Below are 17832 nucleotides of genomic sequence, written 5' to 3' on the forward strand. Positions count from 1 at the left end.
GACCATCAGACACGGCAGTGAACGGGAGTGGGCAGTGCGACCAAGGGTCGAGGAGGTCCGCATCCAGGGGCTCGGCGTCATCGACGAGGCCGTGCTCGAGCTTTCGCCGGGCTTCAACGTGGTCACCGGCGAGACCGGCGCGGGCAAGACGATGGTCGTGACCGGGCTCGGGCTGCTGTTCGGCGGCCGGGCCGACCCCTCGCGCATCCGTCCGGGGGCCGATCGGGCGCGCGTCGAGGGCACGCTGGTCATCAAGCCGGCCGGGCGCGTCTCCCAGCAGGTCGAGGACATCGGCGGCGAGGTCGAGGACGGCGAGCTGATCATCTCGCGCACCGTCTCGGCCGAGGGCAGATCCAGAGCCTGGCTCGGCGGGCGCACGGTGCCCGTCGGCACCCTGACCTACCTCGCCGACGACCTGGTGGCCGTGCACGGGCAGATGGACCAGCAGCGGCTGCTCCAGCCGGCCAGGCAGCGCGCGGCGCTCGACCGTTATGCCGGAAACGAGCTGGTCAAGCCGCTGCGGGCGTACTCGCAGGCGTACAAGCGGCACAAGCAGGTCGGCGCGCTGCTCGAGGAGCTGACCACCAGGGCCAGGGAGCGCACGCAGGAGGCCGACCGGCTGCGGTTCGGTCTGGAGGAGATCGAGAAGGTCGAACCCAAGCCGGGCGAGGACACCGAGCTGCGCGGTGAGGAGGAGCGGCTCTCGCACGCCGACGCGCTGCGCAGCGCCGCCACCACCGCGCACACCGCGCTGCTCGGCGACCCCATGGAGGCGGCGGGAAGTCCCCACGACGTGGTCTCGCTGCTCGGCGAGGCGCGTACGGCTGTGGAGGCCGTACGCGACTTCGACCCCCAGCTCGCCTCCGTGGCCGACCGGCTGGCCGAGGCCGGCTACCTGATCTCCGACGTGGCCACCGACCTGGCGGCCTACGCGGAGTCGATCGAGGCGGATCCGGCGCGGCTGGCGGCGGTGCAGGAGCGCCGCTCCGTGCTGTCCGGGCTGATCAGGAAATACGCGGAGGACAGCGCGGGCGTCCTGGCCTGGGCGCAGCAGGCCGCCACGCGGCTGGCCGAGCTGGAGGGCGACGACGAGCGCATCGAGGAGCTGACCCGCGAGCACGAGGAACTGACCGCCCGGCTCACCGACCTGGCCGCCGAGCTCACCAGGGTGCGCCAGAGCGCCGCCGAGCGGTTCGGTCAGGCCGTGACCGAGGAGCTGACGGCGCTGGCCATGCCCCATGCCAGGGTCGTGGTGCAGCTCAGCCAGAGCGAGGAGTTCGGCCCCGAGGGCCGCGACGAGGTGGAGCTCCGGATGGCGGCCCACCCCGCCGCGCCGCCGCTGCCGCTCAACAAGGGCGCCTCCGGCGGTGAGCTGAGCCGGGTCATGCTCGCGATCGAGGTGGTGTTCGCGGGGGCGGACCCGGTGCCGACGTTCGTGTTCGACGAGGTGGACGCGGGGGTCGGCGGCAAGGCCGCGGTCGAGATCGGGCGCCGGCTGGCCAGGCTCGCCCGCACCGCGCAGGTGATTGTGGTCACCCACCTGCCGCAGGTCGCCGCGTTCGCCGACCAGCATCTGGTGGTCGAGAAGGCGAGCGACGGCAGTGTCGTGCGCAGCGGCGTGGTCACGCTCGACCACGAGGGCAGGGTACGCGAGCTCTCCCGCATGTTGGCGGGCTTGGAGGACTCCGAATTGGGCAGAGCCCACGCGGAAGAACTCCTGGGGCTGGCTGCGGCAGACAGGTGATCCTGGGTGACATAGCGGACACGCCGCGTCATGCGTGGCCTCTGCGCTGTTTCGCTCTGGCAGGATGGTCTTGATGAAGGTTCCGGGAAGCAAGATGCCGGGCCTCCGCGGCCGGAAGGTCGGAGACCTTCCAGGTGTAACGGCAGTGGCGAGAATCGACCGGCGGACCAAGAGGCTGACAAAGCGCCTCCAGCCCGGGGAAATTGCGATTATCGACCACGTTGACGTTGACCGGGTCAGCGCGGAGGCGCTCGTCGCATGCGGTGCCGCGGCGGTGGTGAACGTCGCCTGCGGCATCAGCGGCCGCTACCCCAACCTGGGGCCCCAGATTCTGCTCGAAGCGGGCGTGCCGTTCGTCGACAACGTCAATCAGGAGCTGTTCGAACGCGTCAAGGACGGCGACGTCGTACGCGTCAGCGACGGCGTGGTCTACCTCGACGACGACATCGTCGGCAAGGGCAGTGAGCAGACCGTCGAGGCCGTCGAGTCGGCCATGGCCGAGGCCCGCGCCGGGCTCGCCGTGCAGATCGAGGCCTTCGCCGTCAACACCATGGAGTACGTCCGTGGTGAGGGCAAGCTGCTCATCGACGGAGTCGGCGTACCTGAGATCCGCACCCCGATGGAGGGCAGGCATGTCCTCATCGTGGTGCGCGGGTATCACTACAAAGAAGACATCGCCACCCTCCGCCCCTACATCCGCGAATACCGTCCCGTCCTCGTCGGCGTCGACGGCGGGGCCGACGCGCTCATGGAGGCCGGCTACCTGCCCGACGTGATCGTGGGCGACTTCGACTCCGTCTCCACCAAGGCCCTGACCTGCGGCGCCGAGCTCGTCGTACACGCCTACCGCGACGGCAGGGCGCCGGGCCTGGAGCGCGTCCACCAGCTCGGCCGCGAGGCGGTGATCTTCCCCGCCACCGGCACCAGCGAGGACATCGCGATGCTCCTGGCCGACGACAAGGGTGCCGAGCTGATCGTGGCCGTCGGCACCCACGGGACGCTGGAGGAGTTCCTCGACAAGGGACGCCCCGGCATGGCCAGCACGTTCCTCACCCGGCTGATCATCGGCAGCAAGCTCATCGACGCCAAGGGCGTGAGCAGGCTCTACCGCAGCCGCATCTCCACCCCGCAGCTGCTCCTGCTCGTGATCACGGCGCTCATCGTGATGAGCGTCGCGCTCTTCCTCTCACCGATCGGCCAGACCTGGCTGAACGGTCTGCAAGATGCCTGGAACGCCTTCATCTTCTGGCTGGTCGGACTTTTCTCGTGATCGATTTTCGCTACCACCTCGTCTCCATCGTCGCGATCTTCCTGGCGCTCGCGGTGGGAATCGTGCTGGGCACCACGCTGCTGCAGGAGCCCGCGGTCAAGTCGGCGCAGGAGGTGGCCGCCCAGCTCACCAAGTCGAAGGAGGAGCTGCGGACGCAGCTCGACGCGCTCCAGGGCCGCGAGGCCGGCAACGACGCGCTCATCACCGCCCTGACGCCGGACCTGGTGGCGGGTGACCTGACGGGCCAGCGGGTGCTCCTCGTCGAGACGCCCGGCTCCAGCACCACCGTTCGCGAGGCCGCGCAGCAGGTGCTCACGCAGGCGGGCGCGGAGATCTCCGGGCGGGCCTCGCTGACGGAGAAGTTCTTCGACCCCAAGGGCGTCGGCGTGCTGGACGGCCTGGTCAACCAGCTCAAGCCGGCCAACATGATCTTCCCGGCCACGGCCACCTCCTGGGACCGGGCCGCCATGCTGCTGTCGGCCGCCTTCGTCACCCCCGACCAGGCACAGGCCAACACTCCCAACCCGGCCACCGCCGACGTCGTCAGCTCCTTCGAGACGGGCGGGCTGCTCACCACGGACGGCGACCCGGTCAAGCGGGCCACGCTCGCCGTCATGCTCGCGCCGGAGAAGCCGTACGAGGGCGAGAGCGCCGAGGTCCAGGCGGGCGCGCTCGTCTCTGTGGCCGGCGGGCTCGACCTGGCGGGCAAGGGCACGGTGCTGGCCGGGACCGTCGCGACCCCCGCCGCGCCCGGCGACCCGATCGCCGCCCTGCGCGACGACGGCGAGGTCTCCAAGAGGGTCAGCTCGGTCGATACCGCCGACATGCCCGCGGGCCGGGTCGCGATCGTCTACTCTCTCCGGGAGCAGCTCAACGGGCGCGCCGGCCAGTACGGCATCGGCAGAGGCGCCTCGGCGATGCTGCCCACGGTGACGACCGCCACTCCGTCCCCCACCACCCAGTCAGGGAGCTGACATGCCTGCCACCCAGGCCCGTGGCCTCCTCTACGCACTCGCCGGTGCCGCGATCGGCGCCGCGGCCGCCCGCGTCGCGTACGCCGCGTTCACCCGCAACAAGCCGGCCGACCTGAGCGGCCGCTGGACGCGCAAGAACCACCGCGGCGAGCCCATCACGCTGCTCGAAGGCCCCGCGTTCGTGGCGGGGGCGAGCACGGCGGCCGCGCTCACACCCGGCTTGCCGGGGCGGTTGCGCCTGGCCGCGCTCGTCGCGGGCGCGGGCAGCGGCGCGCTCGGCGCCTACGACGACCTGTACGGCACCACGTCGTCCAAGGGCTTCAAGGGCCACCTGACCGCGCTCGCCCGGGGCGAGGTCACCAGCGGCGCCGTCAAGATCCTCGGCATCGGCGCCACCGGGCTCGGCGCCGCCGCCCTCGTCTCGCAGGGACCGGTCGACACCCTGGTCAACGGCGCCGCCATCGCCGGCGCCGCCAACCTCGCCAACCTCTTCGACCTGCGCCCCGGCCGGGCCATCAAGGTGGGCCTGCTGACCGGCGGGCCGCTGCTGGCCGCCTCCCTCTTCCGCGACTCGCCCGCCGCCGCGGCGCTGGCCGCCGTGCCGCTGGGGGCCGCCGCGGCGCTGCTGCCGGACGACCTGGGCGAGCGCGCCATGCTCGGCGACGCCGGGGCCAACTCCCTGGGCGCCCTGCTCGGGCTCGCCGCCGTCACCAAGCTGGGCCGTCCGGGACGCTATGTCCTGCTGGGCACCGTGGTGGCGCTGACCGCCGCCGCGGAGAAGGTCAGCTTCACCAAGGTCATCGCCGGCAACCCCGTGCTCAACCGCCTCGACATGCTCGGCCGCCGACCGGTCGACCCTGTGTGACCGCTCGTTTGTCGGTACGACCTGCCAGGATGTTCTGCGTCGGCGCGATCGGGCGCGGGGCTGGGGAGGCCGGGTGGCAGTGGTGACGGCGCGAGGGGTCGCGGGCGGCGCCATGCTCATCGGAGCCATCACGGTGCTGGCACGCGTCGCCGGGTTCGCCAAGCAGTACGCCTTCGCCCAGACGGTGGGGACCAACTGCCTCTCGACCGCCTACATGACGGCCAACCAGATCCCCAACATCGTGTTCGAGGTGGTCGTCGGCGGGGCCCTGGCCGGGATGGTCGTCCCGGTGCTCGCCGCCCGGGCCTCGGACGACGACCGGGAGACCGGCCAGCGGGTGGGGTGGATCAGTTCGGCGCTGCTGACGTGGGTGGTCGTGGTGCTCGTCCCGCTGGCCGTGCTCACCGCGCTGTTCGCCGGGCCGGTCATCGGGCTGTTCTTCGGCTCCCCGATCAAAGGGTGCGACATGGGCGCGGTGACGGCGGTCGCCACCCGGATGCTGGTCGTCTTCGCGCCCCAGATCCCCCTTTACGGTGTCGCCGTCGTGCTCTACGGCGTGCTGCAGGCGCACAAGCGCTTCGCCGGGCCCGCGGTCGCGCCCCTCGTGTCCAGCATCGTGGTCATCGTGGCCTACCTGCTGTTCGTGCCGCTCAGTGGCGGCGACAGCAACCCTGAGCCGCTGTTGACCCCGGCCGAGCTGGCGCTGTCGCTGGGGACCAGCCTGGGGGTGCTGTCCCTGGGGCTTGCCGTGATCGGGCCCACGGCCCGGCTGGGGCTGAGATGGCGGCCCACCCTGCGGTTCCCCGACGGGGTGGCCGGGCAGGTGCGCCGGCTCGCCTTCGCCGGGATCGCCGCGCTCCTCGCCCAGCAGGCCGCCACGATCATGGTGTTGGTGCTGTCCAACCACGCGATCGGCAACGGCGCCATCGTCGTCTACAACTACGCGTGGGCGATCTACCTGGTGCCGTACGCGGTGCTGGCCGTGCCCATCGCCACCAGCGCATTCCCCCGGCTGTCCGCGCAGGCCGGCGAGCCGCGGGCGTTCGCCGAGCTGGCGGCGCGCACCACGCGGGCCGTGGTGCTGGTGTCCGGGCTGGCCGCCGGGGTGCTGGCCGCCGCGTCGGGGCCGGGAGCGGTGGTGTTCCTCGGGAGCAAGACCCAGGTGGACCCGTCCGAGCTGGCCCACGCCATCGCGCTGTTCGCGCCGGGCCTGGTCGGCTATGGGCTCATCGCTCACCTGAGCCGGGTCCTCTACGCGGCCGGCCGCGGCCGGGAGGTCGCCACCGGGACCGTGGCGGCATGGGTGGTCGCGACGGTCGCGCAGGCGGTCTTCGCGCTGGCACTGCCCGGGGGGTGGAAGATCGGTGGCCTGGCGCTCGGGATGAGCGTCGGCATGAGCGTGGGCGGTGCGCTGCTGCTCGGCTCAGTGGTCCGCGCCCGGGGGAGCGCGGCGGTGGCGGGCCTGCCCCGGGCGGCGGTCGCGGCGGCCGGGGGCGGTTTCCTGGGTTACCTGGCAGGGACCGGCGTGGTGGGGCTGGTCGGGGCGAGCGGCATCTGGCCCAACGTGTGGGCCACCGTCCTGGCCGCCGCCGCCGCGCTGGTGGTGGGGGCCGTGGTCGTGGCCCTGGTCGATCGGGCCGACGCCGAAGCTGTGGCCGGGCTGCTGCGCCGGGGCGGACGGGGTTGAGAGCGGGCTGGGCTGAGCGGGCGAGGGCTGAGCAGGGCTGGGTTGAGTAGGGCTGGGTTGAGCGGGCTGGGTTGAGCGGGCCGCTCCGTGGCCCGGCGGCCGGGAGCGGTGAGGAAGGAGCGGGTTGTGCGGGTGGCTTTCGTGCTGGGCACCACGTCCGGCGGCACCGGGAGGTATGTCCGGATGCTGGTCGAAGGGCTGGCGCGGCGCGGGCATCAGGTGGCCGTCATCGGGCCGCGCAGCGTCGAGGAGCAGTTCTCCTACGGTCGTGCCGGGGCGCGGTTCGCGGCGGTGGCCGTCTCGGACCGGCCGCACCCCGCGAACGACCTGCGCACCGCGCTCGCCATCAGGCGGTTGACCCGGGACGCCGACGTCGTGCACGCCCACGGGCTACGGGCCGGGGCGCTGGCCGCCCTCGGGAAGCGGGGCGGGCCGCGACTGGTGGTCACCCTGCACAACGCGCTGACCGCCGGAGGGTTCGTCGGGCTCGTCTACGGGGTCCTGGAGCGGATCGTGGCGCGGCGGGCCGATCACGTGCTCGTCGTCTCGCCGGACCTCGGCGTGGGCATGGCCCGGCTCGGGGCCCGCGATGTGCGGGCCGCCGTGGTGCCCGCGCCCGGGCTCCGACCGGCGGCACGCACGCCGCGGCAGGTCCGGGATGAGCTGGGCGCGGGCGACCGGCCGGTGCTCCTGACGATCGCCCGGCTGGCCCAGCAGAAGGGGCTCGAGACGCTGCTCGACGTCGCCGCCGGGCCGTGGCCGTCCGAGCAGCCGTTGTTCGTGGTCGCGGGGGACGGGCCGCTGCGCGGGGAGCTGCAGAGCAGGATCCAGGCCGAGAGACTGCCCGTGGTGCTGCTGGGCAACCGGGACGACGTGCCCGACCTGCTCGGGGCCGCCGTCGTGCTGGTGATGCCGAGCCGGTGGGAGGGCCAGCCGCTGACCCTCCGCGAGGCGCTCATGTCGGGAACACCGGCAATCGCATCCGATGTGGGTGGAATTCCAGAAATTTTGGGGGATGCTGGGATCTTGGTTCCACCCGGGGATGTTGAGGCGCTGCGCCGGGCCGTACAGGCGCTTGTAGCTCCCGGAGCTGCGGAAACACTGGCTGCGGCGGCCGCGCGGCGGGGGCTGGAGATGCCCGGGGATGACGACGCCGTCGAGAGCGTGCTGGCCGTTTACGGTGGTCAAGATCCAAAGGATGATTAGGCCGCGCCGAACGGTTCTCATATACTGCCTGGGTTAGGGAGGGGAGTATCCCTTCGCGACAGCCTCGTCATCACGGTGCAGCCCCGCTCCACGGGGCCCCCGGGGCTGCCGGTCCGCGGTTTTCAGCGGGCGGGAGAGACCTCCGGCAATGAGTCGTGCATGCCGGAGGGTCTTGACGTGACTGTACCCGTGTGGGCCTGGATCGCCGTGATCGGCGGTCTCCTTGTCGTCCTCGCCATTGACTTGTGGATAGTCGACCGTGGAGAAGCCCGAGAGTTCTCCATGCGGCAGGCCGGATACTGGGTGACCTTCTATGTCGCCCTCGCCATTGTGTTCGGAGTGCTCCTGTGGGCCACTGTCGGAGGAGACAAGGCCGGTGAGTTCTTCGCCGGCTACATCACCGAATACAGCTTGAGCGTCGACAACCTCTTCATCTTCTTCATCATCATGAGCAGATTCGCCGTGCCACGCCAATACCAGCACAAGGTGCTGCTCGTGGGCATCCTGCTCGCGCTGGTGATGCGCGGTATCTTCATCGCGCTCGGGGCCGCCGCCCTGGAGCGCTTCAGCTGGCTCTTCTACGTGTTCGGCGCCTTCCTCGTCTACACCGCGATCAACCTCATCCGCCAGCACCTCAAGGGCGAGGAAGAGGAGTTCAACGAGAACGTCGTGCTGAGGTGGGTGCGCAGGGCCTTCCCCACCACCGACGGGTACGTCGGCTCCAAGGTCACCGTCAAGATCGACGGCCGGCGCATGGTGACCCCGATGCTCATCGTGATGGTCGCGATCGGAAGCACCGACCTGCTCTTCGCGCTCGACTCGATTCCGGCGATCTTCGGGCTCACCAAGGACCCGTTCATCGTCTTCACGGCCAACGCGTTCGCCCTGATGGGATTGCGTCAGCTCTACTTCCTGCTGGGCGGGCTGCTGCAGCGACTGGTCTACATCAGCTATGGTTTGGCGTTCATCCTGGGGTTCATCGGGGTTAAGCTGATATTGGAGGCGTTGCACGCCAGCCATGTCTCCTGGGCGCCCGAAATTCCCATCTGGGTGTCGCTCTCGGTCATCGGCGCCACCATGGTCATCACCACCGTGGCCAGCCTGATCAAGGCCCGCATCGACGCGCGCAAGGGCGAGGAACCGCACCCGGAGCAGGTCTAGCGAAAAGGGCTTCGAGGCGCTTTGCTTGTGTAGTTGTGCCGTGTAATAGTTGCTAGTTCTGTAACATCACGGCAAAGCGCCCAATCCAGTCACCATCAAAGGTTGTACGTGTCAGACGATTCTGCCAAGTCGAGCCGCGTCAGGCTCGCACGCGGGGTCTCCCCGTGGCTCCTCCCGACGGTGGCCGCGGCGGCCGCCACCGCGCTGCTGACGCGCCGAGACCGGCGCTGGGCGCTCGCGGCGGTGCCGCTGAGCGCACTCACCGGCGGTATGCTCTGGTTCTTCCGCGACCCTGACCGCACCCCCGGCGAGGGACGCGTCCTGTCGCCCGCCGACGGCGTGGTGCAGAGCATCGACCCGTGGCCGGACGGCCGCACCAGGGTCGCGATCTTCATGAGCCCGCTGAACGTACACGTCAATCGGGCCCCTCTTGCGGGAAATGTCACCTCCGTGCAGCATGTGGCAGGTGGGTTTCTGCCGGCGTTCAACAAGGACAGCGACCAGAACGAACGCGTGGTGTGGCATTTCGAGACCACGCTGGGCGACATCGAGATGGTGCAGATCGCGGGCGCGGTGGCGCGCAGGATCGTGCCATACGTGAGCAGCGGTGCGAAGGTGGCGCAGGCCGAGCGGATCGGGCTCATCAGGTTCGGTTCGCGCGTCGACATCTACCTTCCCGAAGGGATCTCTCCCGCGGTGTCCGTGGGTGAGAAGACGGTTGCGGGGGTGACCAGAATTGACCGCGGCTGACGCCGGCAGTTGGCAGGCGGATGAGGAAGAACCTCGTGGTCCCGTCGGCAAGGCGTTCCGCCTGTCCGCCGCGGACTCCCTCTCGCTGGGCAACGCGGTCTGCGGGTTCCTCGCGGTGTGTGTGCTGGCGTACTCCGCGATCCAGCAGCTGACGGTCGCCGGCGGTCATTTCACGCCCGTTCCCAGCTCTTTCGCCACCGCCATCGTGCTGCTGCTCATCGGCGCGACGTGCGACCTGTTCGACGGCCTCGTGGCGCGGCGTTTCCGAGCCTCCGCGATGGGCGCCGAGCTCGACAACCTGGCCGACGTCATCAGCTTCGGGTTCGCGCCCGCGTTCATGGTCGTGATCTGGGGCGGGTTCACCAAAGAGGTGCCGTTCCCGATGGTGGTCGGGGCGGCGGCGGCCGTGCTGGTGGCCGGCGTCGTACGCCTGGCCAGGTTCGCCTGCGTCAAGACCAAGAGCGGCGACTTCATGGGCCTGCCCATCCCCATGGGGGCCATGACCGTGATCTCCATCGTGCTGCTGTTCCAGCCGAGCGTCTGGTCCCTGCTGGCCGTGCTCGCCGTGGCGTGGCTGATGGTCAGCCGGATCGAGTACCCCAAGCCGAAGGGCCAGCTCCTGGCGGGCGTCCTGGGCTGGATCATGGTGAACGTGGCGTTCCTGACCTTCTGGGTGGCCTGGCCCGAGGGCGGCGACATGCCGATCAAGATCGGCGCGAGCATGCAGATCGCGCTCGTGGCGGCGATCCCTCTGCGGGTGCTGGTCTACAAGCGGGAGCAGCGCCGCGAGGCCGAACGTATTAACAACTGACCGGGATTTTTCGTCTTACTTCGGCTTTGATGGAGCCATGTCGGCTACGCCGCGCGAGCACACGCGCACGTACTATCTCGGCAAGCTGGCCACGGAGCTGGAGCAACGCGGGCTGACGGCCACGCTCCGGCCTTACCCGCCCGCGTTGCGGATCAGCGATCCCGACACGGCGCTGCTGGCGGAGACCGTCGACTGCGTGCCGTTGTCCGAGGGATGGTTCTATCGGTGGTCGTGGGGCGAGGTCGTCGGCCTGGCCGACGACCCCGCCCTCGCCGCCGACCGCATCCTCCACGTCCTCTCCACCCATCCCTAGGCCCATTTTTTACGGCTGCGCACGGTGGGCCGCGCGCCGGTCTTCAGGCCCATCCTTTACGGCTGCGCACGGTGGGCCGCACGCGCCGACGTCTGTGGCCGTCTGTCATGGCCGGTCGTGAAGGCTCACGGGTTGCTCGCCGTGACGACGCGCGTTCTGGGCCGATTCCGTGGTGAGTCTGACCACGGCGGCATCGAGAGCGCGGCGCCCTCGCGGAAGAGGCGTTGCTTGCTCTCAGGCGGTCGTCCCCAAGCGGCAGGCCGCGCAAGTCCGTCCCCAACAGCGCGGCCCGCCCAAATGGCGCTTAGATCACCAGCCGCGAGACTTCCATTCGGGGAGGGACGGGCGTTCGGTGGCGAGGGTGGTGTCCTTGCCATGGCCCGGGTAGACCCAGGTCTCGTCGGGGAGGCGGTCGAAGATGCGCTCCACCACGTCGTTGTAGAGCTGGGTGAAGCGCTGCGGGTCCTTCTGGGTGTTGCCGACGCCGCCGGGGAACAGCGAGTCGCCCGTGAACAAGTGGTGTCCCGCCTCGCCGCCGTCGTACAGCAGGGCGATCGAGCCCGGCGTGTGGCCGCGCAGGTGGATGACCTCCAGCGTGACGGCGCCGACGGTGATCGTGTCGCCGTGCTCGACCGTGCGGTCCACCGGCACGGGCAGGGCGGGCGCGTCGAGCGGGTGGGCGATCACCTCGGCGCCGGTGACCTTGGTCAGCTGCTCAAGAGCCTGCCAGTGGTCGCCGTGCTGGTGGGTCGTGACGATCTCTCCGACCGGCCGGTCGGAGATCAGGGCGAGCAGCCGATCGGCGTCGGCGGCCGCGTCGATCAGCAGCCCGTCGCCGGTCTCCGAGCAACGCAGCAGGTACGCGTTGTTGTCGAACGGGCCGACGGCGAGCTTGTAGATCGTGAGCGCGGGCAGCTCGCGCACGTCGGCGGGGCCGCCGACCTGGACGTCACCTGTGTAGGTCATGGGTAGTCCTTCGGGGGTGTCGTGGGCAGATCAGCGGGGGCCGGCATCGTCAGCCACGGCGGCGGCTCCGGAAGGCCCTCGCCCGCGGGCGTGAACGACTGCCCCACTGGCACCAGGGTAACGCCCTCACCCCTCGACCGGCCGGTCAGCCAGGCCAGCATGTCGGCCGGCGCGCCCTCGACCGCGGGGCAGGGGCCGAGGCCGGGCCACCTGGCGGTGATCTCGCCCGACGGGTTCTTGAGCATGATCTCGCTCACCGTGCCGCGGGCGTGCGGCCAGCAGGCGCGGCAGTCGTGGAGTTCGCGCAGGACGAACGGTGCGGGCCAGTCGGCGGGGCCGTACCCGGCGGCCAGGTCCACGTGGTGGAGGCCGATCTCGCGCAGGCGGCGTACCAGGAGGTACCAGGCGGGGTGCTCGGGCGGGCGCATGCCCTCCACCCGGGCCGACCAGCGGTCCTGGGGCAGGTCGCGGACGGCGGCGGCCAGGCGGGCCGCGCCTTCCTCGAGGTCGGCCAGGTGCCGGGCGGCTGGGTAGGTGGAAGCGGCCTCGATCGCGGCGGTTCTGGCCTCGTAGGAGGCGTACTGTGGGACTTTGACGCCCGTCTTCGCCCAGGTCAGGAGGTTGAGGTGGGAGTCGGCGTTCTGCGCGACGTGGGCGAGCACGTGTCCTCTGGTCCAGCCGGGCAGGAGGGAGGGCTCGGCGAGGTCGGCGTCGGACAGGGACGCGGCCGTGGCGAGCAGCCGGCTGGTGGCCGAGGCCAGCTCGGCCTGCAGCGCGAGTAGGACGGTCATGTCTGGATATTTCATCAGTTGGGGGCGTGGGCTGGCGCCCGGCATAAAGCCGCAGGTCAGCTGGTTGAATGTGGAAGGGCTCCTGCCGGGGTGGGAGATGGCCGTAACCTGTGAGGGACGGATTTTCGGGGGCCGGGCAACGGTCCGCCGAAATTGTCGGAGCCTCCGTCTACCATCCCCCGTGGACCTATCCGCCTCTTGACCTCCGGGATCGCCGTGGCAGACCGCCTGATCGTGCGTGGTGCACGAGAACACAACCTCAAGGACGTCTCGCTCGACCTGCCGCGAGACTCGCTGATCGTCTTCACCGGCCTGTCCGGCTCCGGGAAGTCGAGCCTGGCCTTCGACACGATCTTCGCTGAGGGCCAGCGGCGCTACGTCGAGTCGCTGTCGGCGTACGCCCGCCAGTTCCTCGGCCAGATGGACAAGCCCGACGTCGACTTCATCGAGGGCCTGTCGCCCGCGGTGTCGATCGACCAGAAGGCCACCAGTAAGAACCCGCGCTCGACCGTCGGCACGATCACCGAGGTCTACGACTATCTGAGGCTGCTGTGGGCGCGCATCGGCAAGCCGCACTGCCCGGTGTGCGCGCGGCCGATCGCCAGGCAGACGCCCGAGCAGATCGTCGATCGCGTGATGGACCTGGAGGAGGGCACCCGCTTCCAGGTGCTCGCGCCGGTCATCAGGGGCCGCAAGGGCGAATACGCCGAGCTGTTCCGCGAGTTGCAGACCAAGGGTTTCGCCAGGGCCAGGGTCGACGGCACGGTCGTGCGGCTGGAAGAGCCGCCGAAGCTGAAGAAGTACGAGAAGCACGACATCGAGGTCATCGTCGACCGCCTGTCGGTCAAGGAGTCGGCGCGGCGCCGGCTCAACGACTCGGTCGAGACCGCGCTGCAGCTGTCCGGCGGCACGATCACGCTCGAGTTCGTCGACCTGCCGGAGGACGACCCCAACCGGGAGCGGTTCTACTCCGAGCACCTTTACTGCCCCTACGACGACCTGTCGTTCGAGGAGCTGGAGCCGCGCTCGTTCTCGTTCAACTCCCCGTTCGGCGCCTGCCCCGAGTGCACGGGCCTCGGCACGAAGATGGAGGTGGACCCCGACCTGGTGGTGCCCGACCCCGAGCGCACGCTCGGCGACGGCGCGCTCCACCCCTGGTCCGGCGGCCACACGAGCGAATACTTCGTCAGGCTGATCGAGGCGCTCGGCCACACGGTCGGGTTCACCCTCGAGACGCCGTGGGAGAAGCTGCCGAAGAAGGCGCAGAAGTCGCTGCTGTACGGCCACGACGAGCAGGTCCACGTACGCTACAGCAACCGCTACGGCCGCCAGCGCTCCTACTACACCACCTATGACGGCGTCATCCCGTGGGTGCAGCGCCGGCACGCCGAGGCGGAGAGCGACTCGACCCGCGAGCGGTTCGAGGGCTACATGCGGGAGATCCCGTGCCCGGCCTGCAAGGGAGCCAGGCTCAAGCCGGTCACGCTGGCGGTCACCGTCGCCGACAAGTCGATCGCCGAGGTCGCGGCCATGTCGATCGGCGAGTGCGCGAAGTTCCTGGCAGGCCTCAAGCTGTCCGACCGCGACATGCACATCGCCGAGCGGGTGGTCAAGGAGATCAACGCCCGCATGGGCTTCCTGCTCGACGTCGGCCTCGACTACCTGACCATGGACCGCGCCGCCGCCACCCTGGCGGGCGGCGAGGCCCAGCGCATCAGGCTGGCCACGCAGATCGGCTCCGGCCTGGTCGGCGTCCTGTACGTGCTCGACGAGCCGTCCATCGGCCTGCACCAGCGTGACAACATGCGGCTGCTCGACACCCTCGTCCGGCTGCGCGACATGGGCAACACGCTGATCGTGGTCGAGCACGACGAGGACACGATCGCGGCGGCCGACTGGGTGGTCGACATCGGCCCCGGCGCCGGCGAGCACGGCGGCCAGGTCGTCGTGTCCGGCACCGTCCAGGACCTCCTGAGCAGCGAGGAGTCGCTGACCGGCCAGTACCTGTCCGGCCGCAAGAGCATCGCGATCCCGGCCAAGCGCCGCAAGCGCGACAGGAAGCGGCAGATCACGGTCAAGGGGGCGCGCGAGCACAACCTCAAGGGTGTCGACATCGACTTCCCGCTGGGCGTGTTCACGGCGGTCACGGGCGTGTCGGGGTCCGGCAAGTCGACGCTGGTCAACGACATCCTCTACAACGCGCTGGCCAAGGAGCTCAACGGCGCCCGCACGGTGCCGGGGCGGCACTCGCGGATCAACGGCATGGACCACGTGGACAAGGTCGTCCACGTCGACCAGTCGCCGATCGGGCGCACGCCGCGTTCCAACCCGGCCACGTACACGGGCGTGTTCGACCACGTCCGCAAGCTGTTCGCGGCCACGGCCGAGGCGAAGGTGCGCGGCTACCAGCCCGGGCGCTTCAGCTTCAACGTCAAGGGCGGGCGCTGCGAGGCGTGCGCGGGCGACGGCACCATCAAGATCGAGATGAACTTCCTGCCGGACGTCTACGTCCCCTGCGAGGTCTGCCACGGCGCCCGCTACAACAGGGAGACGCTGGAGGTCCATTACAAGGGCAAGACGATCTCCGAGGTGCTCGACATGCCGATCGAGGAGGCCCTGGGCTTCTTCGAGGCGATCCCGGCGATCAAGCGCCACCTGCAGACGCTCAACGACGTGGGTCTGGGCTACGTACGGCTCGGGCAGCCCGCGACCACGCTGTCCGGTGGCGAGGCGCAGCGCGTCAAGCTCGCCTCGGAGCTCCAGCGGCGGCAGACGGGACGGACGATCTACGTCCTGGACGAGCCGACGACAGGGCTGCACTTCGAGGACATCCGGCGACTGCTGGGGGTGCTCGGAAGGCTGGTCGACGGCGGTAACACGGTGATCGTGATCGAGCACAACCTCGATGTGATCAAGACTGCTGACTGGATCATCGACATGGGGCCTGAGGGTGGGTCCCGGGGCGGGACGCTGGTCGCCAGCGGGACGCCTGAGGAGGTGGCGCTGGTGGACGAGAGCCACACGGGCCGCTTCCTGCGGAAGATTCTCTCCTTCTGAGTCCCGCACGGGGGTGTCCTCGTGCGGGCGGCAGACCTGGCGGGGTGGCTGATTGGAGTGCCCGGGTGGCGGGCGGCTCCGGTGCGGACCGCTGCGGCACCCCGGTGCGGGCGCAGCGGTCCGGGGCGCACCGGGACGGCCGGTCGGACGCGGGGTGTCCGCGCGGGCGTTGCTGGTGGGGGACAGCGCCCACGTGGGGTGGTCGTGCTGGATGAGGTTAGGCACGCAGTGCTGGTGCCTGGCGATATTCGTGCTTACGCGCGAAGTGGTGATGCCGGAGAGATGCGGTGTCCACACGAGCGGGTGTTGGGCGGACGTGGGTGCTCATGCGCGGTGGCGTGGGCAGCGTTCGTAGTTGTGCGCGGTGGCGCTGGGCGGTGTCCGTAGTTGCGCGCCGGGTGGTAGTGGGGGGGACGTTCGTAGTTTGCGCGCGGGGTGGTAGTGGGGGGACGTTCGTAGCTTGTGCGCGGGTAGTGGCGGGGCGACGTTGGTTCTGTGCGCGGGGTGGTAGCGGGGCGAAGTGTGCGTTCAGGCTGCTTGGCGGTTTGCGGCGGCGGCGCGGGCGCGGCGCTTGGCGGCGTCGCCGCGCTCCAGCCACCACTCGGCGAACAGCAGCGGCAGCACCCAGCCCAGCCACGCGCTCAGCGCGCTTACCATGCTCGCCAGCAGCGTCTCGTCGCCATGGAAGGTTGTCTCCAGTTCGGGCGACAGGGCGATGGTGAACACGACGCCCCAGAGGCGGTTCGTGATGATGGACAGGGTCAGGGCGAAGCTGCGGACCATCCACCGGCGGTGGTCGACGAACCTGCGCTGCCTGGCCATCCGCCAGCCCGCCAGCGTGCAGGCCACCCAGAGGGTTGCGAGTACAACGCCGCTGGCCGCCGTCACCGGGCCGAAGTACGGCGTGGTCACCGACACGATCAGGCCCAGCACGCCGCTGGGCAGGCAGCCGCCGAAGACGTACACGCGGCCGATCCGGCGGTGCGCGCGGGGATAGCGCTGGCGGAACCACGGCCAGATCTGCAGGCAGCACGTGATCATCGCGGTCGAGCCGAAGATCACGTGCAGGGACAGCACCGCGAAGTGAGGTGGGAAGAAGTCGGGGGCGGGCACGCGGGACTGGGCCGGGTTCATGGACAGGTAGGGCGGCAGCGAGAAGGCGACGAACGCGATCGCCACCACCGCCAGAGGGGCCACCCAGGGACGCCGCCACCAACGGGGTCGGACGGGGGGTGTGGTCGGGCGTTCTGTCGTGAGAGTCATATGGGCAGGGTGGGCGTCGGCGCTGACCGTCGGCCTACCACCCGCTGACCGTCGATCACGCCGGGCGGTAGTCGAGTTCTCGCTTCGGCAACCGATTGCCGGGATGCCGACGGTTGTGGGGTCGCTGGGCTGTTTCGCTGGTGGGGGTGGTTGTGGGGCTGCGAGGCTGCCTGCCGGTGTAAGCGGGTGGGGCTGTTGGGCTGCCTTGCTGGCGCCGATGGCTGGGGGCTGCTGGCCGCCTCGCTGGGGGTTGCCGGGCCTTTTCGTCGGTGGGGGTGGCTGGAAGCGGCTGGGTCGGTCGTCGGGGTCGATGGTTGGGGGGCGGTGAGGTGCCGGCGGCCGTGCGGAGCGGTGGTGGCTGTGGCGGGGTGGGGTGGCCGGCTGGGCGGTGGGGGTGGGGGGCTACCCGGCGGGGGGACCGAGGGGTGGCGGCAATAAGGTTGGGTGATGGTAACGGCTTGACCTGCAGGGGGTCAGCGGCGACGCGGAGGGTCGGCAGTTCATGACGGTTACGGAGCGGGGCGCAGCCGTGCCTGAAACGGGGCCTGAAGTGGGCTCTGAAGCGGGGTTCGGGCGGCGCAAGGTGCTGGGGGCGGCCGGGGTCGCGGCGTGTGCGCTGGCGTTGGCGGGGTGTGGCGGGGGAGATGCCAAGGCCCAGCCGAGTCTCAAGGGCAAGGTCATCGCCAAGGTCGCCGACGTGCCCGTGGGCGGGGGCAAGGTGATCGAGGACCTGCAGGTCGTGGTGACCCAGCCCACGCAGGGGGTCTTCATGGCGTTCAGTTCGATCTGCACGCACAAGGGCTGCGCGGTCAGCACCCCAAAGGAGAACGTCATCAGGTGTGCCTGCCACGGCAGCGAGTTCGCCGCCGACAGTGGCAAGGCCACCAAGGGGCCCGCGAGCGCCCCGTTGACGTCCTACAAGGTCAGGGTCGAGGGTGACGGCATCGTGGTCGCCTGAAGCGGCGCCTGAAGTG

Annotated in this window: 15 protein-coding genes; 12 read left to right on the top strand and 3 right to left on the bottom strand. The window is 70.3% G+C overall.

Going from position 1 to position 17832, the window contains the following annotated elements; translation table 11 throughout:
* Positions 1 to 34: 34 nt before the first annotated feature.
* The 10 genes from recN to ABZX61_RS35975 all read left to right on the top strand — a co-directional run bounded on the left by recN (position 35) and on the right by ABZX61_RS35975 (position 10781).
* Positions 35 to 1744 carry a DNA repair protein RecN gene (gene recN, locus ABZX61_RS35930; protein WP_350739897.1) on the top strand — a complete coding sequence of 570 codons (1710 nt, stop codon included), beginning with the start codon at positions 35 to 37 and terminating at the stop codon, positions 1742 to 1744.
* A 73-nt stretch (positions 1745 to 1817) separates the two neighbouring features.
* Positions 1818 to 3014 (top strand): putative cytokinetic ring protein SteA, encoded by a 1197-nt coding sequence (gene steA, locus ABZX61_RS35935; protein ID WP_350739900.1) that lies wholly within the window; start codon positions 1818 to 1820, stop codon positions 3012 to 3014.
* Positions 3011 to 3988 (top strand): copper transporter, encoded by a 978-nt coding sequence (locus tag ABZX61_RS35940; protein ID WP_355200590.1) that lies wholly within the window; start codon positions 3011 to 3013, stop codon positions 3986 to 3988. Before steA ends, ABZX61_RS35940 begins: the two co-directional genes overlap by 4 nt.
* 1 nt (position 3989) lies before the next feature.
* Complete coding sequence (locus tag ABZX61_RS35945; RefSeq protein WP_355200592.1) at positions 3990 to 4853, top strand: hypothetical protein; 864 nt, start codon at positions 3990 to 3992, stop codon at positions 4851 to 4853.
* Between the two features lie 73 nt (positions 4854 to 4926).
* Positions 4927 to 6540 carry a lipid II flippase MurJ gene (locus ABZX61_RS35950; RefSeq protein ID WP_355200594.1) on the top strand — a complete coding sequence of 538 codons (1614 nt, stop codon included), beginning with the start codon at positions 4927 to 4929 and terminating at the stop codon, positions 6538 to 6540.
* Between the two features lie 126 nt (positions 6541 to 6666).
* Positions 6667 to 7746 (top strand): glycosyltransferase family 4 protein, encoded by a 1080-nt coding sequence (locus ABZX61_RS35955; protein ID WP_355200596.1) that lies wholly within the window; start codon positions 6667 to 6669, stop codon positions 7744 to 7746.
* Between the two features lie 177 nt (positions 7747 to 7923).
* The gene (locus tag ABZX61_RS35960) at positions 7924 to 8907 is read left to right on the top strand and encodes a TerC family protein (protein WP_185077015.1); all 984 of its coding nucleotides are present in this window, start codon (positions 7924 to 7926) and stop codon (positions 8905 to 8907) included.
* Positions 8908 to 9015: 108 nt separating this feature from the next.
* Positions 9016 to 9657, top strand: a complete 642-nt coding sequence (locus tag ABZX61_RS35965; RefSeq protein WP_350739914.1) for a phosphatidylserine decarboxylase — start codon at positions 9016 to 9018, stop codon at positions 9655 to 9657.
* Entirely contained in the window at positions 9644 to 10468 is an 825-nt protein-coding gene (pssA, locus tag ABZX61_RS35970) for a CDP-diacylglycerol--serine O-phosphatidyltransferase (RefSeq protein WP_350739917.1), read from the top strand. Before ABZX61_RS35965 ends, pssA begins: the two co-directional genes overlap by 14 nt.
* Positions 10469 to 10505: 37 nt before the next feature.
* Complete coding sequence (locus tag ABZX61_RS35975) at positions 10506 to 10781, top strand: hypothetical protein (RefSeq protein WP_355200597.1); 276 nt, start codon at positions 10506 to 10508, stop codon at positions 10779 to 10781.
* 309 nt (positions 10782 to 11090) lie between these two features.
* Here ABZX61_RS35975 and ABZX61_RS35980 read toward each other — a convergent pair whose 3' ends face one another.
* Positions 11091 to 11747 carry an MBL fold metallo-hydrolase gene (locus tag ABZX61_RS35980; protein ID WP_350739922.1) on the bottom strand — a complete coding sequence of 219 codons (657 nt, stop codon included), beginning with the start codon at positions 11745 to 11747 and terminating at the stop codon, positions 11091 to 11093.
* Positions 11744 to 12538 (bottom strand): maleylpyruvate isomerase family mycothiol-dependent enzyme, encoded by a 795-nt coding sequence (locus ABZX61_RS35985; protein ID WP_355200599.1) that lies wholly within the window; start codon positions 12536 to 12538, stop codon positions 11744 to 11746. The genes ABZX61_RS35980 and ABZX61_RS35985 overlap by 4 nt, the downstream gene beginning before the upstream one ends.
* A gap of 216 nt (positions 12539 to 12754) precedes the next feature.
* Here ABZX61_RS35985 and uvrA point away from each other — a divergent pair, with 216 nt between their 5' ends.
* Positions 12755 to 15595, top strand: a complete 2841-nt coding sequence (gene uvrA / locus ABZX61_RS35990) for an excinuclease ABC subunit UvrA (protein ID WP_355200601.1) — start codon at positions 12755 to 12757, stop codon at positions 15593 to 15595.
* Positions 15596 to 16123: 528 nt separating this feature from the next.
* On the opposite strand, the gene ABZX61_RS35995 is transcribed toward uvrA, so the two are convergent.
* Entirely contained in the window at positions 16124 to 16792 is a 669-nt protein-coding gene (locus ABZX61_RS35995) for a DUF2306 domain-containing protein (RefSeq protein ID WP_355200603.1), read from the bottom strand.
* 616 nt (positions 16793 to 17408) lie between these two features.
* Here ABZX61_RS35995 and ABZX61_RS36000 point away from each other — a divergent pair.
* A complete protein-coding gene (locus tag ABZX61_RS36000) occupies positions 17409 to 17816 on the top strand; it encodes a Rieske (2Fe-2S) protein (RefSeq protein WP_350739934.1) in 408 nt (135 codons plus the stop codon).
* The last annotated feature ends 16 nt before the right edge of the window (positions 17817 to 17832 follow it).

Source organism: Nonomuraea sp. NPDC003709, from assembly GCF_040610775.1.
GTDB lineage: Bacteria > Actinomycetota > Actinomycetes > Streptosporangiales > Streptosporangiaceae > Nonomuraea > Nonomuraea angiospora_A.

What these genes read in the sequence shown, in the direction of transcription:
- ABZX61_RS35980 (WP_350739922.1), bottom strand. Translation starts at nt 11,747, where the DNA reads ATGACCTACACAGGTGACGTCCAGGTCGGCGGCCCCGCCGACGTGCGC.
- steA (WP_350739900.1), top strand. Translation starts at nt 1,818, where the DNA reads ATGAAGGTTCCGGGAAGCAAGATGCCGGGCCTCCGCGGCCGGAAGGTC.
- ABZX61_RS35975 (WP_355200597.1), top strand. Translation starts at nt 10,506, where the DNA reads ATGTCGGCTACGCCGCGCGAGCACACGCGCACGTACTATCTCGGCAAG.
- ABZX61_RS35945 (WP_355200592.1), top strand. Translation starts at nt 3,990, where the DNA reads ATGCCTGCCACCCAGGCCCGTGGCCTCCTCTACGCACTCGCCGGTGCC.
- ABZX61_RS35985 (WP_355200599.1), bottom strand. Translation starts at nt 12,538, where the DNA reads ATGACCGTCCTACTCGCGCTGCAGGCCGAGCTGGCCTCGGCCACCAGC.